Below are 18,167 nucleotides of genomic sequence, written 5' to 3'. Positions count from 1 at the left end.
CCACGCAGGCACAGTCTGTCCTCCCGCGAACGAAGGCTCGTCGGAGGTACGGATTTCGCGCTCTCGCCAACTCCGGCGAAGCAAATCCTAACAGAAGCTGGTGCCTTCCTCAGGTGAGCGCCCTTCTCAACGGAGTTGCGGTTCCAACAATCTGCTGTCCTCCTGTTACCGGAACCTAGCCGGAGCTGACCGCGGACTTTGATCCTGTCCTCCGGCGAACAATCTCTCGTCGGAGGACAGCATCTCCCCATCGCACCAGCTCCGGCCAAGGAACCCCCGTCGGAGAACACTCTCCTGCCGCAATGCAATCCCTCAGATAAGCAAACAGGCAAGAACTCCGACGAGCCGCAGCTTCGTCGGAGTTCTTGCCCTTATACATAATGGCGCCCGTGGCATTTGCCCACAGCTTTATAGTTCTTGCAAAGAACCCGATAAATCCGATCCTTATTGTCCATCCCGCACCACTCGGCCATCCGCGGCGTCGTCACTTTCGCATCCGGAAAAAGCAACCGGAACTCCTCGATATTGTGCAGAATCGTTTTCGTCGTCCGCCTCCTTTTTTTGCAGACCGGACAATAGACCGACTTGATCCCATCAAGGCGCACCGCCGAACCGCAATCCAGGCAGAACAGCTCTTTTCGCAACTTCGCGTAGTCGATTTCCGGCATTTCCTCGGCAAAATGGCGCGGATTGTGCATCCGGATCAACGAATCCGCCAGCCGCTGTTGCTCCGGCCCGATTTCTCCCTTCACCCGGAAATTCTGGAAATGACGCGGAATCTGCCCGGGAAGTAAGTAATCCTCAATTTTTTGAGCACTCAGCAAATTGAATTCAGGATTGATGAACGCAACGAAGCCTTCAATCGGCATATCGATTTTCAAATCCTCAAGCAGCACGGCCAATCTTGCCATCGTCCGATTCAGCTGGACCGACGGATTTTCCATCGTGGCGCCGCTCGGTTTCCGGAGTGTCACTGGCCCCCACTGATGGTCACCCTTATAGTTTTTAGCTTCATACACCAGCAGCTTATCCGGACAAATCACCAATGTATCAATCTGGATCGAAATGCGATTGTGCCGCAACTGCAGGTCATTCAGCACCAAACAACGCGAATCCAACGCGTCCGTATGCACATCCAGCCCGCATTCGCCCTCGAACCCTCCATCCATATGCAACAAATAATACTGATCTCCCTGCCCCAATTTCATCCGTTTGGCCAACGCTTCGTAAATGCAGAGCATCCGCGGTTTGGTGCGTTCTTTGTATGCCATTAGTTCTCCTCCTTCTAATTGAATCGTCACCTGTAGTATCTGCATTCCATCGTCATTGGCTTTTTTTATTACCGCAGCGACTTCCGACGACGTATCCTTTAGCCGGAGGTGCGGTGCCGGTAACCTGCCTTCCTCCTGCAAGCGAATGTTAGCCGAAGCTGCGCGCGGATTCGGAGCTTGTCCTCCGTCGAACGAAAGCTCGCCGCAGGTGAGCGTTTTGCGCTCTCGCCTACTCCGGCGAAACAAACCCTAACAGGAGCTAGTGCTTTCCTCCGGCGAACGGGTCTCTCGACGGAGGTGGGGTTCCAACAATCTGCTGTCCTCCTTCGAGCGAATGTTTGCCGGAGCTAGGCACGCGGTCGCACCCTGTCCTCCGACGAACGACCCCCAACAGGAGGACAGGCCCTCCCCCTCGCACCAGCTCCGGCGAAGGCCGCGCTCGTCGGAGCTGCACGGCCGTGGAACACCCTGTCGCAATTCTGCGATTATTTGATGCCAACCGGACGGAACTTTGGTATACTTTGCTTAAGAAAGCAATCGTGAGAAGAAAGAGGGAAATACTATGGCATCAGCATTGATCGTATACGCAAGTTTGACAGGGAATACCGAAGAAATCGCCGATATCGTTGCAGACCAATTGGAAGCATTGGGTGTAAACGTCGAAGTAAAAGAATGCACGCAAGTTGCACCAGAGGACTTTTTGGAATATGACATGAACATCATCGCGACCTACACATACGGAACGGACGGCGACTTGCCGGACGAATTCATGGACTTCTATGAAGAGATGGAAGACGTCGACTTCACAGGCAAAATCGCTGGCGTCGTCGGATCTGGGGATACATTCTATGAATATTACTGCAAAGCAGTCGATGATTTCGAAGCGCAATTCAAAAAATTCGGCGCAACAATCGGCGCAGAAAACGTCAAGATCGACTTGAACGCCGAAGAAGAGGACATCGCGAACCTGCAGAAATTCTCTGAAGCTATGGTAGCCGCGCTGAACAAATAAGCAACACCATTCATTACAGCAATAAACAAAAGGAAGAGTTGGCATTCGGGAATACCTGCGTCTAGCTCTTCTTTTTTGCAAAATCATTTTTCTTGGAAGGGGGATCATGATGGATGTCGGAATGGAATATGAAATATTGATGCTCCAGCTAGGGTCGTTGGCCCGCAAGCTTTTCAATGCCGAGGAGAATCTTTCGAAATACCAAGAAGCACTGGAAAAAGCCATTGCGACGCTGGAAAAGGAGAACCGCGACCTCGAACGACTGCGCAATGACAGCTTCTCGAATACGCTCCTGAAGCTCTTCGGAAACTTTGACCGCCGCTATGACAAAGAGTACCGCGAAATCATCGGCGCCAAAGTCGAGTTCGATAAGGCCTATGCGATGAAAATTGCCGCCGCGCGCAGAGTCAAGGAAGTCGAAGCAGATATCGAAGAAAAGAAACTGCGACTGCGCAACATCAAGGAAGACGTCTTGCGTAAACATCCGGATATGAACCAAGTCGTCAGCGAACGCCAACAACAGATTCTCGCACTGCAGCACGAATGGCGCGAAACGAATGAAGCCGAACAAGCCGGGATTGCGGTGTTGGAATCCCTCTCGGATATCATCAGCGGGCTCGATGCCGCCGATGCTATTTCGACTTGGGATCTGATCACCGACAGCAGCCTTATCCTTGATTTCCTGAAGCACGACAAGCTGGATGCGGCAGAGGCTTCCTTGCTGCATCTCGAACAGACCGTCTATACTTTTGCACGGGAGCTGCGCGACTTGGATTTCGTCTTCGAGAGCGACCTCGAAACCATCTCCTCCACCCAGCGCGCCCTGGACATCTTCTTCGACAACCTCTTCTCCGATTGGGGAACGAAAGCCATTATTGAGAAGAACATCGAGAATTTGAAGAAGCTGCAGGACAGCACAGAAGACGTTATGGAAAGTTTGGCCGAGAAGAAACGCGAGCTGGAGACGACCCTGACAGTGTTGGCGGATGAGGATAATAAAGTGGTTTGAGTATATGTGAAGAACCGAGCGGTCTGAGGACCCTCGGTTCCTTTTTGTTTCGCGTGGACGCGGAAACTCCGACATTTTCTATATATTGTAGAAGTTTACGTAGTATGGGCTGCCTAATAGGCTACCTCTATTAGAAATATCTCTCATACTTCCTTTTCAGAATATTTAGGATTCTCCATTCGGAAATAATATCACTCAATCTCTTTCGTGAGCTAGAGTATTTCAGATGAACCAAAGAATGTGTTCCTTAACTATGTTTTGAGTGATAGTGGAAGTTTTGAAAACTATATATAATTCGATACACGAATGAATAAATTGTGGAATGGTAGAAATATTACGAATCCAAGATTGTATTTAAATGAAAAAAGGAGTTATACGATATAAGCAACGTTTCATGTTCTAGGCAGTTTTAAAAAATTGTATTCTTCGTATGATTAAGTTAATTTATGATAGTATCCATGGTGTGTTTTTTACTTTTGTAATAATAAAAGCAAATGTTGGTATGTTATACTATATGAACGAAAGTGAGAATGATTTTTTATGAATAATATAACGAACCCAAAATACAATCCACATGATATTTCTTTGCTCTATAAATACTACGCTGGTTTTTCAGTACAATTTGTTTTAGATATGTTAAAAGGCTATAAAATAAGCGAATTGACTATTATGGATCCATGGAATGGGAGCGGAACTACTAGCAAGATAGCAGGCCAATTAGGAGCTAAAGAAGTTTATGGATTTGATATAAATCCTGTTATGAATGTTATCGCTGCTGCAGAATTGTTAAGTATTAATGAATTTAAAAATATCGAACTAAACTCGATACAAAATTTGAGAAATCATGATATCAAAGAAGATCCCTTGGAAGCTTGGTTTACTAAGACATCCGTTAGAAATATTAGAAATGTAGAATTGGAAATTATGACAAACCTTTTAGATGAAACAAGCGAACCGCATAAGTTTTTATTACTAAAAAAAGAATTAGTAGTGAAAAATAGACTTACTGCTTTTTATTACCTTGCTTTATTTGAAACTGTCAAAAGACTAACAAAGAAGTTCAATACTTCAAATCCCACATGGATAAAAGTCGCAAAAAACCAAGAAGAAAAAGTAAAAATATCACATAAAAAGTTTGAAAAACTTTTTTTGGAAGAGCTACAAAGCAAAAAAACCGTTTTAAGTAAGCGAAAAAAAAATATATCACAAAATATTATTTTAAAGACACAGGATTCAAGAAAGATTCCTTTAGATGATAACTCAGTAGATCTAACAATCACTTCCCCACCATATTGCACAAGAATTGATTATGCAGTTGCAACGAGAGTCGAGCTTGCTATACTAGGTTTTTCTAATGATAATGATTTTGAAGAACTAAGAAAAGAGATGATTGGAACAACAAAAATAATAAAAAATTCATCAGAACAGCCCTTCTATTTCAGTAATACTGCTCAAACATTTATGAGTAATGTTTACAATCACGCATCTAAAGCTTCTAAAACTTACTACTATAAGCAATTTTCTCAATACTTTGATGGTATTTCAATGTCAATATCTGAACTAAATCGGGTGAGCAAACAAAATAGCAAAATTATAATTGTTGTTCAGGATTCATTTTATAAAGATATCCACTTAGATATAGCCGTGGTTTTTGAAGAAATATTTGATAAGTATGGCTGGTCAGCTACCTTGAAGCAATCATTTGAGAAGAAGCAAACGATGGTAACCATTAACAATAAAACTAAAAATTATAGAACTATTTCGAACCCAACTGAAACTGTACTGATATTTGAAAGGAGATAATGAAATGACAATAGAAGGAATTGATTTAATAAAAGCTGTCGAAGAAAAAATTAATACAATAAGAACAAGGTCTTTAGATTTATCATTTAATGAGTTACTGGATATGTATATGGATAAAGAATTGATTATAGATCCAGAATATCAACGGTTGTTTAGATGGTCTGTAGGAAAACAATCCCGTTTCATAGAGTCGTTGTTATTAGAGTTGCCTATTCCTCCTATCTTTGTTATAGAATTAGAAGAAGGAGTTTACGAATTAATTGATGGGTTACAACGTATTTCATCATATTTAAATTTTCGAGGAGAACTGGTCACTGGAGAGTCACTGGAATTAGTGGATTGTGATATTGTAGAAGCTCTAAACGGCTTAAAATATGAAGATTTGCCAAAGCCTCTTGAAATTAAACTTAAACGTAATTTTATACGAGTAGAAATTTTGAGAAAAGAAAGTGATCCTCGTCTTAGATACTATATGTTTAAACGACTTAATACAGGTGGCGAAACATTAAGCAATCAAGAAATACGAAATAGCACTATTAGGTTACTAGATTCAGGATTTAATGATTTGTTGATTAATTTCAGTAGTGATATTCATTTTCAAAGCACTATTTCGAATCTTTCGGAAAACAAAGTTAATGAAAAATATGATCAGGAATTGGTACTAAGATTTTTGGCATTTAAAAATAATATCAGTGAATATGTTCATGACGTAAGTGACTTCCTTACTGAATATATGGAATCTGCAACTTTAAAGTTAAAAGCGGGCGAATTAGATACATCCTTAGAATTAGTTACTTTTAGAAAAACTTTTGCGATCTTGGATTTTGCAATGGGCGGACAAGTATTTGCAGGTCTGTCCACAACGAGCAAACCTACAAATGCATTTTCAGCTTATCATTTCGAGGCCTTTTCACTAGGTATTCAGCCTTTTCTCGATTTGATAAATGAAAATAATGCGGAAGAAATGACACGGCTTAGAGAAGCTTTTATAGCTGTTAAGGAGAACCCTGAATTTAAAAAAATTACTACAGGTGGGGGAAAAAATTTCAGAAAACCTTTAGCCGATAGGATTGGTTTTGTGGAAGCAAAGGTAAAGGAGCTTTATGAACAAAGTTGATGTTATTGGGCAAATTGAAGAAGAATTAACTTGGCGAGTTGATGAGCTTTACTTTCTTAAAAATCAATTGTCTTTAATTAATAAAGAAATTGATAAAGATAGATACAGAAAATCCCTTATAGTGATGCTTTATTCGTACTATGAAGGTTTTTGTAAATCAGCTTTTCAAATTTATGTAGATGCAATTAATTCTGAAAAGCTAATAAGGTCAAGTGTAAACTTGTATCTTCGAACGTCTTCTCTTAATAATATTTTCTTAGAATATGGGAATGAAACAAAAAAAGATCCTAGGTTCAAAAAACTTTTACCAGAAGATAGTAAATTACACAAGTATTCTCGACAAATTTCTTTTGTAGATGAATTTACGAACTTTCTCACTGAGATTGTTGCAATTCCTGAAGATGTTGTTGATACAGAATCAAACTTAAAGCCAATTGTATTAAAGAAAATGCTTTATCGCCTGGGATTCCCACTCGATAAAATTGATATTTCAGAGCATACCATTAATAAGTTATTGAATTACAGAAATAATATTTCTCATGGTTCCCAAAAGTTAGGAATACAAGAGGCGGATTATGAAAGTCTAGAAAAAGATGTTTTAAATTTAATGGAAAGTGTTCGGAAAATAATTAACAATGCTATTTATGAAGAGTCATTCTTGGAAAAAGCAGAATGACCCTATTTAATTCTTGTCTACGCCTTTAAATTCATTATGCGGGATCCTTATTTTTTATTTGATTACCGTTTTCAGGAAATTTATAACCAATTTTTTTTATTCCAGATAAAGTGATACTGAAAATAGGTATCTTCGATAATAATTAAACCCAGGCCTCCATTTTCGGAAGTCCTGGGTTTAATTATTATCCTAAATCTTCCCCATTCGTAGCAATCACTTTCTTGTACCAATGGAACGAATCTTTGCGTTTGCGTTCGAGTGTCCCTTCGCCGGCGTTGTTTTTGTCTACGTAGATCAGGCCGTAGCGTTTGTCCATTTCGCCGGTGGAGGCGGAGACGATGTCGATTGGGGCCCACATGGTGTAACCTAGCAGCTCGACGCCGTCTTCGTCGACTGCTTTGACCATTTCGGCGATGTGCGCGCGAAGGTAGTCGATGCGGTAGGTGTCGTGGATTTCGTTGTCTTCGAGTTTGTCGTAGGCACCGAAGCCGTTTTCGACGATGAACATCGGCAGCTGATAGCGGTCGTAGAACCAGTTCAAAGCGTAGCGCAGCCCGACTGGATCAATCTGCCATCCCCAATCGCTGGCTTTTACGAATTCATTACGGACGAGATCGCTCTCTTCATCGTAATCGAAGTGCGGGTTCGGCTCGTTGTGCTTGATGCAGAAGGACATGTAGTAGGAGAAGCCGAGATAGTCGACTTTGCCTGCAAGGAGGTCCTTTTCGTCTTCTTCGGTGATATCAAGGTCGAAGCCTTTGCGGGCGTAGAACTTCTTCATGTAAGCCGGGTGGTAGCCGCGCACGTGCACGTCGGCGAACCAGTAGCGTTTCTGCATGGCCGCAGACGAGAAAAAAATGTCCTCAGGTTTACAGGTGGCCGGGTAGATCGGGCACATCGCGATCATGCAGCCGATTTGGAAATCGGGATTGATGGCATGGCCGATTTTAACGGCCCGGGCGCTGGCGACCAGTTCGTAATGGGCGGCCTGGTACATCAATTTTTCACAGTCGTCCCCTTCTTCCAGCAGGATGCCACTATCTTGCAGCAAGTGGTGCGCTGACTTGTAGTTGGCTTGATTGTTGATTTCATTGAACGTCATCCAGTAGGTGACTTTGTCTTTGTAGCGGGTGAAGCAAGCTTCCGCGAATCTTTCGAAGAAGGCGATGCATTCCCGATTGCGGAAACCACCGTACGTTTTGACGAGATGCCAAGGCATTTCGAAATGCGACAGCGTGACGACGGGTTCGATGCCGTGCTTGCGGCATTCGTCGAACAGATCGTCATAGAAAGCCAACCCCTCTTCGTTCGGCGTTTCTTCATCGCCGTTCGGGAAGACACGCGTCCAGGCGATCGACGTCCGGAAGCTCTTGAAGCCCATTTCCGCCATCAAAGCGATGTCTTCCTTGTAGTGGTGATAGAAATCGATCGCTTCGTGATTGGGATAGCTTTCCCCGGGGATGACCCCGTCCGTTACTCGGCGTGGCACCCCGTTGGCGCCGGCCGTCATGACGTCGGCGACGCTGAGTCCTTTGCCGCCCGCTTGCCGGCCGCCTTCAACTTGATGGGCGGCTACTGCGCCGCCCCATAAAAAGTTTGCTTGCATAATCTATATCCCCTCTTCAGCCAGTTTGGCTGCTTGCATTTTTTCCGCTTCTTCTTCCATTTCGGCATTGATTGCCGCTTTAGTGCTAGCCACAACGAACGGCAGGTAGATGACCGTGCTGACCGCCAAGCAGATGGCACCGATGACGAGCGACATGATGTTGTTCGCGCCGGAACCGAGGAACGGAATCAGGAAGCCTGGCGTTGTCCAAGCGACGCTGTAGGCGATTGGCGGCATCAGCTGCAGTACGACCACGCTGATATAACCGATGATATTGCAGACGATCGGCGAAAGGATGAACGGGATGATGTAGATCGGGTTCATGACAATCGGCAAGCCGAAGATGATCGGTTCATTGATGTTGAAAAGGCCCGGTGCCAGGGACATTTTTGCGATCGAATATTGGGCTTTGTTCCTTTTACCCACCAAGAAGATGGCGATGATCAGCCCCAGCGTTGCACCGGATCCGCCCATGTTCCCGAAAGCATCATTGATTGATTGCCAGTTGACCGGGTAAGGCGCTCCCCAGGCCGATCCGTTCTCTGCCACATAAGCCAGATTGTCGTTCACTTGTTCGGTGAAAATGACGGAACGCAAAGCGCTCAGCGTATTCGGACCGTGGATCCCAAGCACCCAAAGGAATTGCTGCACGAAAACAAAAGTCAGGATTGTGCCCATCGAGCTGCCCAGTGAAGTCAGCGGCGCTTGAATTGTGTTGTATATCAGCACTTGGATACCATCTTCGGTTATCTGCGCGAAGACGAAATTCATGATGGCAGTCGCAACCAATGTGATGATGATTGGTATCAGCAAGTTGAATGATTTTGAAACTGCAGGTGGTACCATTTCCGGCATCGAGATGCGCAATTTTTTGTTTCTCCCTAATCTTGTCAGCAATTCGGCAACGAACAGGCCGACAAAGATGGCGACGAACAGGCCTTGTGCTTGGAAATAAGTCGTCGACAGCCCCATGCCGCCGTCCGCGAATTCTTTCGCGCCCGGGTACAGGATGAAGTAAGCAGACAGGGACGTGATGCCGCAGAGAACGCCATCGCCGTCCATTTCGCCCGCCAATTGGTAAGCGACCAGGAAGGCGATCAATAAGGACAGGATGTTGGTCGTACCGTTGATGACGGAGCTGAGGATAGCTTGGTAATCGGTCAAATTGGGAATGAGTTCTCCTAAATTCAGCAGGCTTGCGATGAAGCCGCTTGGATCCAATAATACGTAGTTGATCAATAAGACCATCGAGCCGGCCATCGTCAGTGGAAACGACAAGGTGAAGGCGTCGCGGACAGCCGCGACGTGGCGTTGGCCGTTCAATTTTGCAGCAAAGGGAACGAAAAAGCGTTCCATGATTTCTTGGATTTTATCCATCTCTTTTCTCTCCTTTATTTCGTGTAGATTGGTATGTTACGCGGTGTTTCAGGAATTCCGGAAGGCTATCGTTGTAAACGCAATCATATTGTTGCATTAGTTTGGAAGTGGCCACTTCGCTTTTGCCTTACTGGAATAAATTTAGCATCGGGCTGGGGGAAAAACAATGAGTTGGAGGCATTCAGAAAACGGTTTCGTTTTTTGTCATTTGTTGCGAAATTGTCACAGGGCGTAACAACGTTGATGGATTGGGATTTGTGGTGGATTTATGCGGAAAAATACGGTTGGTCGGAGTGTTTTCCGATATAATGGGAGGAAAGGTTCAGGCCGGCTGCTGCCGGAGAACCGAGTTGTTACGAGAAAGGATGGAGCTGTTAACGTGTTTACAATCAATCGAGTGAATAGTCTGAACGAGCTGGAAAGGCTCGTGTATGATTACATTTTGCGACACCCGAAAGAACTGCCCGGCATGAAAGTGAAGGACGTCGCCGAAGCGGTGAACGTCTCCTCCTCCACCGTCATGCGCTTCTGCAAGAAGATGGACTGCAGTGGCTTTTCCGAATTTAAATATCAGTACCAGCACTCTCTGGCGCAGGATGTTGCTGTTGCTGTGGAACAGAAGGATGACGAACTGGAGTACCTGCTGGAATTCTTTTCCTCCGTTTCGCAAACCGGGCCCCAGGAGAGCATGGCGGCGGTAATGGACCGATTTATCGAATGCGAGGACAAAATTTTGCTCGGAAACGCGGGGTTGCAAGGCCAGCTGGTGCAGTACGCTTCCTATTTGCTGAACGCGGCCGGGATGACGACGCGCTACTTCACAGATGATTCTTTCCGGCTGCGTAATTTATTGGACCTTGGCGAGAGCGGCGCCATCTTGTACTTTTCAGTGCAGCAGGACGAGGAGCTGGCTCTGAACAAGCTTTGTGCAGCGAAGGCGTTGGGTTACCGGATTTTCGTCGTGTCGAACTACGAAAATGTGCAGGTGCACAAGATCGCCGACGATATCTTGACGTATCATGTTCCGATGCGGGACGGCGTTGGTAGTGGAGGTTCGTCGCAGTTGCCGGTGCTGTATTACGTAGAGGCTCTGGCGCGGCGTTATGGGGAGCATCAGGTGTGGTAGGCTGCCAAATCATCTTATAATATCTTCAAAAAGCACAAAGAACCTGAATATTGACAATAAGTTTAACTTGTCAATATTCAGGCTTATGCATTTGTACGTTATTTTTTTAAATACTTTCAAAGACGAATCAGTGATAAGAGATTGGGATGAAAACTAAAATTATTTTCCCTGATTCTACAAACGTAGCTTTTGAGATTACTTCGCTTAATCAAAATACCATTCATCCGTATCCATCAAATTTTTTGAACTCCAGATATAGTGATCTCTCAGGCGTCTAAGAATTGATGCTGTCTCAGGATAGTCAATCCTAATCGTGTTTGCATCACAATTATATTTATTGGCCATATTTTCTTCTGCAGCTTCTACACTACCCCAATTCGCCACCATACCTTGTTGGTTAATTTTCCCAGTAATAAAATTAGGTACAAGGAACTCAGATATTTTTGAATCATGCATATTCTCTTCAAAAAAATCTCTAATTACTTGATGAGGAAAAATATCGTCATCTCCATTTGGCGAGTAACTTAGCAGTGTTCCTAAACTATAATAAGTTTCTTTCACATACATTTTTCTTTGTGCAACAGAAACAACATTTTTTACCCAATTATCAAAAGTTTCTTTGTCTATGTTCTCTTTGTTACATCCAGGAATAGTTGTTATTTTGTTTAGCATCCTATAAAAAGAAACCCTATTTTTTTCACCTGCCATGTTATTGGAAGATGCATGTTCAATAATTTGAACGTATACTTCCGGTTCCCTACCAATCCATTCATTTATGCATTGCGGAAAGAAATCATACGATAAAATATCATTGAAATATAATTCTAAAGCACCTATTATTTCGACATCCTTATTCTTATTTTGATTGATTTTTTTAAAAATATTCTGAATATTATGTGGAACAACTGTATTGTAATCAAGTTGAGCAATATTTTTTTCGTCTTCTAAATATAATTTTAATGATAGTAACAGAAACAGAAGCATTTCATAATTATTATACGTTGAGTAAGCAATTGAATTAATGGCTTCGATTACACGGCTATGTTCTATCAACTTTGATAAGTAGTAGTCGGCCTCTTGTTCATCGAAATGACTTACTGATACTATTGGTGATTTTCTCCAATAATATTCTAGTATGTCTTTTCTTTTTGATTCTAATTCTACCCACAATATCATACTAGGTGCTGCTTGGCTCAATATTTCAGCTTCTTGTTCCCATTCTATGTTTTCAGCACGCTTTAACGTTTCAAACATGAGGTCCAAACCATTTTTATTTAGTGAATAAATTATACCTCTGAATAAATTCAGATTAAATCGAGATATTTTCAACAAAAAATCTATGTCAAATTTACCTGCCAAAACTTTCTCTGCGATTATCCTTGAAAATCCAAAAGAATCTTCAATATACTTACAATAATCTAATATAACATCTATTCCACCACTTCTAAATATTTCTGAGATTGCTATTTCCCTCTCAGCATGTATACTCTTATCCTCCTTTTCCATGTCAAAATCTGTTGTGTTTGAATAAGGTATAGGATTATTAATTGGGGGAGAGTACTCACATAAGTACAGAAATTTTAACACACCGCTAGGTTCAACTTCAGTTAATATTTCTTCTAGAAACTTGATAACTTCGGTTGGCAATAACCACTCAGCATCAATATATTTTTTATTTTTAAAAATAGTTTTTCTAATGCATGTTGCCAAGATTGCTCTTTGCTCATTTGGAATTTCATCAATATTCTCTTTCACTAAATTCTTTATTGTTGATTCATTATCATAATAGAAAAAGTCTAAGTTCTCAAATATGATTTTTAAAACAGTGCTGTCTTTACCAACTTTTACATTTTTGAAAAAAACTTTCACAATTTTATCTCTATAATCCCTGATTACTGCATTTGTTAATGATCTTACTTCATAAGGATCATTGAACTCAATCCATTGAGGTTTACTCATAGTCAATAACGCATGATTTCTCGATCCACTCATATTTTCCACAAGCTTTAACCCCACCTGAGGATACTCTCGAATAATTTTACCCAATAATCTTATTAATTCATCTTTGTTTAATGCTGTCTGCGGAAAATAAAAGTAAAATACTTGGTTCAAACTAGAATCCGGTGTATTACCACTTGGCAATGGTAATTTTTTGTGGGCTAATCTAGTTAGTATTAATATTGCATCCACAGCATATTCTTCGATCCAAACCAATCTCTCTATTCCCCAAAGAATATGATGGTAGACATCTCCTGAGAAAATACTATTACTTCCTCCTACCTTAAATAATTCCCAAAACTCACTTTCTGAATTGTTCATTTCTTTTTTCAGTCGATCAATTATCGTCTCAGGGGAAGCTTCGGTAATCAATGGGAAAAATTCTGCAATTGAGAGCCATTGTTTTTCCGTCATAACATTGTTTATAACATCTCTTAATAAGACTGTTACAAAAGCATCCGTTGATCCAATAGAAGTCTCTAAAAATTTTGAGTCTCTTTCTTTCAAGAAAATCAGAGAGATTATTAAGCCTTCTATAAGTTGCTTTGAATACCTATCCTTTTTATCAATGATATTCGCCATGTATCTTTGTTCTTTAGGCAGATCGTACTTTGGTATTGTTTCTGAAAAAATTAACATTATTACTTTTTGTAAATTCTCAATATCTTTTCTTTTAATCTTATCTCCTAAAAACAACCACATGTCTTGAATTGAAACTACTCGATAGACTTTCCCAGCATTCACAACTGGAAAATCTTCGATTCTTGTCCAATCATCAAGTTTTGATAGAAAATTTTCACTTGATAAATCAGTTAACATTTTGAGTATTGTCAAGTCTCCTTTTGACTCTATGTTTATATAATTGAGTAACATAAGGGGAATTAAATAATCAATTTCACCACCTAACGTTGAAAGCCATCCTGGTTGTTTGATAATAGGATTTGTCGATAAATTTCGATATAAAGGCAGAAAGCACCTTTTCGTTTCTTTTTCCAAACTAAATATGGCATCCGAAGAAACTCCTAATTCTAAAAGAGATTTCTGAAACTGATCATGCTTAAACCTGTATATTTCAACGCCATCAAACTTATCTGATACGTTAGCAAGCGGAGTAAATTTACTAATAGGTAATATTGCATTGACATAGTCGGGGCAAGAAATATTCTCATCAACTGAGAAAGTAGGAACTAAAATAATGTCTTTGTTTTGCATTGAAATAACTTTATCCCATGTTTTGCTGTCAGAAACTAATATAACTTTATGGAGAATGTCTATGTCAAAACTATTCATTGCCGCTATTAAAAAAAACGTTGCTTCAATAGCTGATTCAGCCTTGATAAAGAAAAAACCTCTACTATTTTTTGAAATCCACTTCTCTATTTTTTTTACTTCTGCATCTCTGTTATTTGTGAAAAATTGGTATGTCAAAGTTGGGCTTGTGTTTCCGATCTTTTCATTCCAAAATTTTTCGGCTGTTGAAACACCATGAATGCTACCATTCATGGTTTCCATCAACCAAACTGAAACACCCGGATGGTTGTCAACCCACATGCACAATGTTTGAGCATCGATTATTTTAATTTCTTTCCAATTATATAATTTAGCGGTGCAGGTTATTTTTTTCTGAATAGAAGTTCGATGATTCCATATTTTTGATGATACGAATATGAACGCTGTTTTTTCTATATCCAGTCCATCAGAGTTTTCAGATCTTTTTTTTATATCTTCATCAAATTTCCCTTGAATATCTCCGTTTGTCCCAAATTCAAATACGGAAGTTCCAATTGGAAAAAAATTGGTAGCTTCATCAACTACCAAGTAGCCATCATACCCCGGATATTGAATTCCTTTACCATATGGAAAATGAAAATTCTTAATTTTATTTGAACTACTTAGCACCAATCTGGCAACAAGTTCAGGTAGTATTTCTTGCGCTCGTCTACTGTTATCTTTACTCCAACTATCTAATTTTTCAGGTGTAATTTTATCAAAAATCATTTCCCCAGCCTCCAAGCCATCAAATTTCACTTAATTATATTTGATCGAAGTTTAAACGTTTGTCCCATAGTGATCTTATAAATGATTACTTACTATTTCGAATAGGCTAAATTCAGGATAATACTGCATTACTATTCAACCAAATAACCTTGCACAATTTAATGATACCATTGTATTTTGTCACATTGCCAAAAAATTATTATGTTTTACAAAACAAAAAGAACGCATAAAACAAGACTTCTAGTGTAGGAAGTCATATTTCATGCTTCTTGCTGTTTTCTTTCATAGAGCATGTTCGCCAGTATTTCGATCAAGGCGGTAGCCGGTACTTGTGAAGTCGTGTCGATGACTTTCGACAGCCCTTTGTACGAGAGATAGTATGGCAAGGTGACGTCCGCGTATTTGGACAACAAGCTAGTCTCGCTGACGGTGACCACGATAGTCGGGCAGCCGCTTTTTTTGAAGGATTCAACCATGCGGATGACTTCCTCCCGCTCACCTGAAACGGAAAACGCGAGCGCAACTGTATTGGTTTTCGGCAACTCCACGCTGTAGAAAGGATCATCAATACACAATGAAAACTTCTTCAGCGATGACAACCGGCGGGCAGCATAACGGGCCGTGATCCCGGAATTACCGATCCCGATGCAGATGATCTGCACATCTTCCGACAAAATATCCAAAGCTTTTTCTAGCCGGGCTTTGTAGAGCGGCTGTTCGAATTTCTGGATGCAGTCGATGATTTCAGAAACGTTGTTGTTCGGAACATTCGACTGTTTTTTCAGCATGTTCTTGAGCGTGAACTTAAGCTCTTTGTAGCCGGCGAATCCGCACTTTTGGCAAAAACGCAAAATCGAAGCGGTCGACACGCCTGCACAATCCGCCAATTCCCGGATCGTCATGTAGACGACGAGCGGTTCATTCTGCGAAATGCATTCGTATATTTTGAAGTCCGTAGGGTTGAAGTTGCGGATAGTTTCTGCGTTGAAGATGGCGATCACCTGCTTATCTGTTTAATTTCAACTGTTAGTCTCATACTAATGGTGGAATGAGACTATGTCAATTTGCGGAATGCTACTTCGTTCAAGCTCTGCTTGTGTCCTCCGGTGATCGCCCTTCTCGCCGGAGTTGGGTTTCCGGTAATCTGCTCAGCTCCTGCTAACGACTGTTGGCCGGAGCTGGGGGTGTGGGTGGCGCGCTCTTCTCCGGGGAGCATGACCTAGTCGGAGCTGATGGTTTCAGCTCTTACCCAATAAACGGGTCAAAAACCCATATTGACCCGTTTATTTGATTTTATCAAGCATTCACAATCAAACTTCCTTCAAAAGATCTCGTAATTGAAGGATATTTTTTGAGTTCCGTGTAACTTGGCTGTGGGACAGGATCGCTTGTATTAGACTATCTGGCGTGAAGTAATTCTGAAGATACTTGTACGATGTGATGGTTTTCTCTGGCAACTTTAATTCATTTGATAAAAATGCTTTTGGTGTTTGTTTACTTTTGACTTTTTGGTATTCGGAAAATAAGCCTCTCTCATGGATCATTAACATCTCAATCTCGGGTTTGGTCTGAACAATATAGATGTTCCCGATTTTTTCTTGGTAGATATCTTTAAAACCAGGCCAAATTTCTCGATCTTGCACAATGATGATATCCATCTTGTCATCCCGGTTGACTTGACTTAAGATTCTCTGAGAAAATAATTCAATATTCTTTTTGGCTAGTTCTTGCATCGATAAAAATTGTTCATCCGCAAGGTTATCCCTCGTAAAAACGAGACAATCATTGTCAATCAACAAATCCATTATTGCCTTTTCGCTGCTGCCTTCGACAAAACATGCGATGTCTTCATTAAAGGAAATACTCATTCGCCTGCACCACCATCATTTCCCGATGATGGTTCAGATATAGCACTTCTAAGCTTTGATCGTACGCGTTTCAAATCCTTATAGGTCGGTGTGTTATCTAATTTCCCGCTCAAAAGCACTTCGCTTTTCTTCTTATCGTTTCGGTCTTCATCGCCTAAAACTTGCGACATTTTTTTGAGTTGAATCAAATTTCCTTCCTTCGTCGCTACATAAATCATATCTGTTCTGGGAACCATATCAATGATTTCACTATAATGAGTGGAAAATATCAAAGTGGCTCCGTTTTTGTTGAGAGCATTCGCAAACATTTGAATGATATTCATAATAATGGATTTATGGAGATGGTTCTCAATTTCATCAATGATCAAATAGCCGCCATTCTTCAGCGTCTTTTCGATATCGATAAAGAGATTGATCCCTTTAATTGTTCCGGATGAAAGGTAGTTCGACAGTTCAATTAAGGGCACTTGAATGGCGGAATCATTTTTGAAGGTTACTTCAACATTCATTTTTTCGCTTGGTGCGTCTTTAGACAGTATCCGGATGGACTCGATGGATGGATCGAAATATTTGATGTATTCCACAGGTATCGTATCTTTCGTCGTCAACTTATTTTTGTTCGTCATGTCAATTTCGTCGATGACAATGTCTTGAACTTTATTATTCATTATTTTTCTGACAACAGTAGAAAAAATGGTGTCGTCATCCCTCAGGAAAGCTTTCATTTCAGAAGGAAGACTTGAGCGTTTTAATAGTTCCTGTTGACCTCTTTTTTTCAGGTCAAAACTGAACAGTTCAGATTTTTTATGACTTGGATAGACTTTTTTTGAATAAATCGTTTCTTCCGTAAAAGCAAAATCCCCAGACGTTGTCTTTTCGACGGATGATTCAACTTTATAAAGAGTTTTTGCATTGTAAAAATAGTTGGTAAAACGAAAGGTGTCTTCAAATTGATCGGCGAGATTTTCGAAATCATTCAGGCTATCAAGCGCTAAAAAGATACTAATCACCATTTTGATCAGTCTCAGCTGAGTCGTTTTTCCGGTAGCGTTGGAACCTACTAAAGCTATTGTGTTCAGTTTATCAATCAAATCATCAACGCGCTTCACATTACCGTTTACCACATCTTCCTCAGTGACATTTTTTTCTGCCACTAAATCAAATATGACTTTCTTATCTTTGAACAGAGTAAGTCCTTCAATTTCAGATCTCAATATATGAATCATACTATCCCTCCTAATGTTGCAATTATACCATAAAAACATAAAAAATACGGAAAATGCGTATTTTTTATGTTTTAAGGATG

13 protein-coding genes are annotated in these 18,167 nt (G+C 41.1%); 6 read left to right on the top strand and 7 right to left on the bottom strand.

What is annotated here, in order from left to right; all coding sequences use genetic code 11:
- Positions 1-371: 371 nt before the first annotated feature.
- Positions 372-1,271, bottom strand: coding sequence for a nuclease-related domain-containing protein (locus tag BM184_RS13410; RefSeq protein ID WP_177208675.1), 900 nt, complete (start codon positions 1,269-1,271; stop codon positions 372-374).
- A 562-nt stretch (positions 1,272-1,833) separates the two neighbouring features.
- On the opposite strand from BM184_RS13410, the gene BM184_RS13405 reads away from it, so the two are divergent.
- The 5 genes from BM184_RS13405 (at position 1,834) to BM184_RS13385 (ending at position 6,888) form a co-directional block, all read left to right on the top strand.
- The gene (locus tag BM184_RS13405; RefSeq protein ID WP_086943922.1) at positions 1,834-2,283 is read left to right on the top strand and encodes a flavodoxin; all 450 of its coding nucleotides are present in this window, start codon (positions 1,834-1,836) and stop codon (positions 2,281-2,283) included.
- A 106-nt stretch (positions 2,284-2,389) separates the two neighbouring features.
- Positions 2,390-3,292 (top strand): coiled-coil domain-containing protein, encoded by a 903-nt coding sequence (locus BM184_RS13400; protein WP_177208674.1) that lies wholly within the window; start codon positions 2,390-2,392, stop codon positions 3,290-3,292.
- Between the two features lie 540 nt (positions 3,293-3,832).
- Complete coding sequence (locus BM184_RS13395; protein WP_086943920.1) at positions 3,833-5,095, top strand: hypothetical protein; 1,263 nt, start codon at positions 3,833-3,835, stop codon at positions 5,093-5,095.
- Between the two features lie 4 nt (positions 5,096-5,099).
- Entirely contained in the window at positions 5,100-6,212 is a 1,113-nt protein-coding gene (locus tag BM184_RS13390; protein ID WP_086943919.1) for a DUF262 domain-containing protein, read from the top strand.
- A complete protein-coding gene (locus BM184_RS13385; protein ID WP_086943918.1) occupies positions 6,199-6,888 on the top strand; it encodes an MAE_28990/MAE_18760 family HEPN-like nuclease in 690 nt (229 codons plus the stop codon). The genes BM184_RS13390 and BM184_RS13385 overlap by 14 nt, the downstream gene beginning before the upstream one ends.
- A gap of 184 nt (positions 6,889-7,072) precedes the next feature.
- Here the strand turns inward: BM184_RS13385 and BM184_RS13380 are convergent, their stop codons facing one another.
- Both BM184_RS13380 and BM184_RS13375 read right to left on the bottom strand, forming a co-directional pair.
- Positions 7,073-8,494 (bottom strand): 6-phospho-beta-glucosidase, encoded by a 1,422-nt coding sequence (locus tag BM184_RS13380; RefSeq protein WP_086943917.1) that lies wholly within the window; start codon positions 8,492-8,494, stop codon positions 7,073-7,075.
- 3 nt (positions 8,495-8,497) lie between these two features.
- Complete coding sequence (locus tag BM184_RS13375; protein WP_086943916.1) at positions 8,498-9,871, bottom strand: PTS sugar transporter subunit IIC; 1,374 nt, start codon at positions 9,869-9,871, stop codon at positions 8,498-8,500.
- Between the two features lie 379 nt (positions 9,872-10,250).
- Between BM184_RS13375 and BM184_RS13370 the strand changes: the two genes are divergently transcribed.
- Positions 10,251-10,997, top strand: coding sequence for a MurR/RpiR family transcriptional regulator (locus BM184_RS13370; protein ID WP_177208673.1), 747 nt, complete (start codon positions 10,251-10,253; stop codon positions 10,995-10,997).
- A gap of 204 nt (positions 10,998-11,201) precedes the next feature.
- Here BM184_RS13370 and BM184_RS13365 read toward each other — a convergent pair whose 3' ends face one another.
- The 4 genes from BM184_RS13365 to BM184_RS13350 all read right to left on the bottom strand — a co-directional run bounded on the left by BM184_RS13365 (position 11,202) and on the right by BM184_RS13350 (position 18,087).
- Positions 11,202-14,993 carry a hypothetical protein gene (locus tag BM184_RS13365; protein WP_086943914.1) on the bottom strand — a complete coding sequence of 1,264 codons (3,792 nt, stop codon included), beginning with the start codon at positions 14,991-14,993 and terminating at the stop codon, positions 11,202-11,204.
- 260 nt (positions 14,994-15,253) lie between these two features.
- On the bottom strand, positions 15,254-15,994 hold the full coding sequence (locus tag BM184_RS13360) for a MurR/RpiR family transcriptional regulator (RefSeq protein WP_086943913.1): 741 nt from the start codon (positions 15,992-15,994) through the stop codon (positions 15,254-15,256).
- 309 nt (positions 15,995-16,303) lie between these two features.
- Complete coding sequence (locus tag BM184_RS13355) at positions 16,304-16,861, bottom strand: hypothetical protein (RefSeq protein WP_086943912.1); 558 nt, start codon at positions 16,859-16,861, stop codon at positions 16,304-16,306.
- Positions 16,858-18,087 carry an AAA family ATPase gene (locus tag BM184_RS13350; protein WP_177208672.1) on the bottom strand — a complete coding sequence of 410 codons (1,230 nt, stop codon included), beginning with the start codon at positions 18,085-18,087 and terminating at the stop codon, positions 16,858-16,860. The genes BM184_RS13355 and BM184_RS13350 overlap by 4 nt, the downstream gene beginning before the upstream one ends.
- Positions 18,088-18,167 lie beyond the last annotated feature (80 nt).

The organism is Trichococcus pasteurii (genome assembly GCF_900112935.1).
Lineage (GTDB): Bacteria > Bacillota > Bacilli > Lactobacillales > Aerococcaceae > Trichococcus > Trichococcus pasteurii.
This window is presented reverse-complemented; position numbering and strand designations above follow the sequence as displayed.

Excerpts from the sequence above, each read along its gene's own strand:
- BM184_RS13410 (WP_177208675.1), bottom strand. The coding sequence starts at position 1,271 with ATGGCATACAAAGAACGCACCAAACCGCGGATGCTCTGCATTTACGAA.
- BM184_RS13405 (WP_086943922.1), top strand. The coding sequence starts at position 1,834 with ATGGCATCAGCATTGATCGTATACGCAAGTTTGACAGGGAATACCGAA.
- BM184_RS13400 (WP_177208674.1), top strand. The coding sequence starts at position 2,390 with ATGATGGATGTCGGAATGGAATATGAAATATTGATGCTCCAGCTAGGG.
- BM184_RS13395 (WP_086943920.1), top strand. The coding sequence starts at position 3,833 with ATGAATAATATAACGAACCCAAAATACAATCCACATGATATTTCTTTG.
- BM184_RS13390 (WP_086943919.1), top strand. The coding sequence starts at position 5,100 with ATGACAATAGAAGGAATTGATTTAATAAAAGCTGTCGAAGAAAAAATT.
- BM184_RS13385 (WP_086943918.1), top strand. The coding sequence starts at position 6,199 with ATGAACAAAGTTGATGTTATTGGGCAAATTGAAGAAGAATTAACTTGG.
- BM184_RS13380 (WP_086943917.1), bottom strand. The coding sequence starts at position 8,494 with ATGCAAGCAAACTTTTTATGGGGCGGCGCAGTAGCCGCCCATCAAGTT.
- BM184_RS13375 (WP_086943916.1), bottom strand. The coding sequence starts at position 9,871 with ATGGATAAAATCCAAGAAATCATGGAACGCTTTTTCGTTCCCTTTGCT.
- BM184_RS13365 (WP_086943914.1), bottom strand. The coding sequence starts at position 14,993 with ATGATTTTTGATAAAATTACACCTGAAAAATTAGATAGTTGGAGTAAA.
- BM184_RS13355 (WP_086943912.1), bottom strand. The coding sequence starts at position 16,861 with ATGAGTATTTCCTTTAATGAAGACATCGCATGTTTTGTCGAAGGCAGC.
- BM184_RS13350 (WP_177208672.1), bottom strand. The coding sequence starts at position 18,087 with ATGATTCATATATTGAGATCTGAAATTGAAGGACTTACTCTGTTCAAA.